Source organism: Clostridium sp. C105KSO13 (assembly GCF_001517425.1).
In the GTDB taxonomy this organism is placed as follows: Bacteria; Bacillota; Clostridia; order Lachnospirales; family Lachnospiraceae; genus Muricomes.
The window spans coordinates 1-1,575 of the sequence record NZ_FBWL01000113.1 but is presented as its reverse complement, the minus strand read 5'-3'; the positions used below and the strand labels follow the sequence as shown (position 1 = coordinate 1,575).

3 protein-coding genes are annotated in these 1,575 nt (G+C 43.0%); all 3 read right to left on the bottom strand.

Annotated elements, in window-relative coordinates; genetic code table 11:
* Positions 1-660 (bottom strand): IS66 family transposase zinc-finger binding domain-containing protein (locus BN3456_RS00990; RefSeq protein ID WP_141654482.1); only part of this gene is annotated, 660 nt, incomplete at its 3' end.
* Between the two features lie 140 nt (positions 661-800).
* Positions 801-1,175 carry an IS66 family insertion sequence element accessory protein TnpB gene (gene tnpB / locus BN3456_RS00985; RefSeq protein ID WP_089982118.1) on the bottom strand — a complete coding sequence of 125 codons (375 nt, stop codon included), beginning with the start codon at positions 1,173-1,175 and terminating at the stop codon, positions 801-803.
* Positions 1,172-1,492, bottom strand: a complete 321-nt coding sequence (locus BN3456_RS00980) for an IS66 family insertion sequence element accessory protein TnpA (protein ID WP_089982117.1) — start codon at positions 1,490-1,492, stop codon at positions 1,172-1,174. The genes tnpB and BN3456_RS00980 overlap by 4 nt, the downstream gene beginning before the upstream one ends.
* Between the last annotated feature and the right edge of the window lie 83 nt (positions 1,493-1,575).

Sequence of the window (1,575 nt, the reverse complement as noted above, 5' to 3'; positions counted from 1 at the left end):
CACCAATCCCATCCGATACCAGTCCTTCTCCTGGCGGGCAAACGGCAAACCCTGGGCAAACTTCTGATACATGACCTGGGCCACAAGAGAGGGGGTTGCTATTGAATGAGGTAGTACCGGCGAAGGAACTGCCGCTTTCTCAAAGTGATCTCTTGGGTTTTCACTTCCTTCTTTTCCACACTTCGTACACTTTGCCACCTGCTGAATGATCTGTTTTACTTTCAGCTTTGCCGGTTCAAACTCCACTTCCGTGCGGACGACCTTTTTACCGATAACGATTAACTCTCCACCACATTTAGAACAGGTCTCCTTTGCTGGAATTACATACTCCTCTACTTCCTGGGGCAGCCCTGCAAGCATTTCCTCCCTTACCCCAGGTTTCCGTGCCGTCCTTGTATAACTGGGAACAGTAATCTCCTTTTTCTCCTTAAATAGCCCTCCCGTAAGATCCTGCATAGAGGTAAACAAAGATAATTGTCCTTCCATTTGTGATACTTCCGTGGAGGGACCAAACAACTTCTTTCTTGCATGAAGAAGTGCCTGGATCATGTTTTCAATCTGTATATTCTGTTTTTGAATGATCTTATCTTTTGCTTTGATTTCCTTTTGTTGTTTTTCGGCAAGTGCTCGAAGTTTCAGCAGTTCTTCATGTTCTGTCATTGGTATACTTGTCCTTTGTTTTCTTTATTATAAGTATACCATTTCAGAACATATAATGCCATCTTTTTCGCACATCTCAAACGCCAAAAAGTGCTGATTTTACGCGTTTTTCCAGGGTTTTATCCGTCACTTTTCGATGGTCAGAAACAGGTGGACTTCGCATCCATTTTTACTGGATGGAGCGCTCTTTTCTGTTCGATTTCCAGCCCCTGTAAAAGCCACTGCACTTGCTGGTAGGATATCTCTTTTACTTCCGAGGGATCTTTTGGCCACTGGAATTTCATCCCATCCAGGAGTTTTTTGTTTGCTAAGATAAAACCATTGCTATCGTATCGGAGCACTTTGATTGCATTTCTTCTCCGGTTACAAAACAGGAAAACATATTCATTTATAAAAGGATCCAGTTCAAACTGCATATTAACAATAGCTGCGAGCCCCGCCGACTGTTTGCGGAAATCTGTTGCCCCACATGCCAGGTAGATGTGTCTTGCATCTTTTACAAACAGATCCATCATAACTGTTGTACCTGCCGGATGAATTGAATGGCCAGAGAACAATCCTTCTCATCCGAAAGGGTGAAGGAAAACTTTCCCCAGGTAATCTGGAGCCCGACTGGATTTTCTAATGGTACTGGTGAGATTGGAAGCTCAAGTTTGGCAAACTGCGGTGCGCAAGATTGTATTTCCCTGGATTCTGTATGCAGCTGTTTCTTCCAATAGTAAAAAGTAGATTTTTTTATATGATTCTGCCGGCACCATGCAGCCATAGATATACCGCTAGATGCCTGCTCTTGAATCCGTTCTTTCCATAAAGCTCTATTACCTTGATCCATTGTATAACCTCCTAAAGACATTTTAGGTTAATTTTACAGGATCTGCATGGAGATTACACGACGCTATCTTTTGAAGCACTTAC

Coding starts and splice junctions, on each gene's coding strand:
- tnpB (WP_089982118.1), bottom strand. CDS start 1,175: ATGATGGATCTGTTTGTAAAAGATGCAAGACACATCTACCTGGCATGT.
- BN3456_RS00980 (WP_089982117.1), bottom strand. CDS start 1,492: ATGGATCAAGGTAATAGAGCTTTATGGAAAGAACGGATTCAAGAGCAG.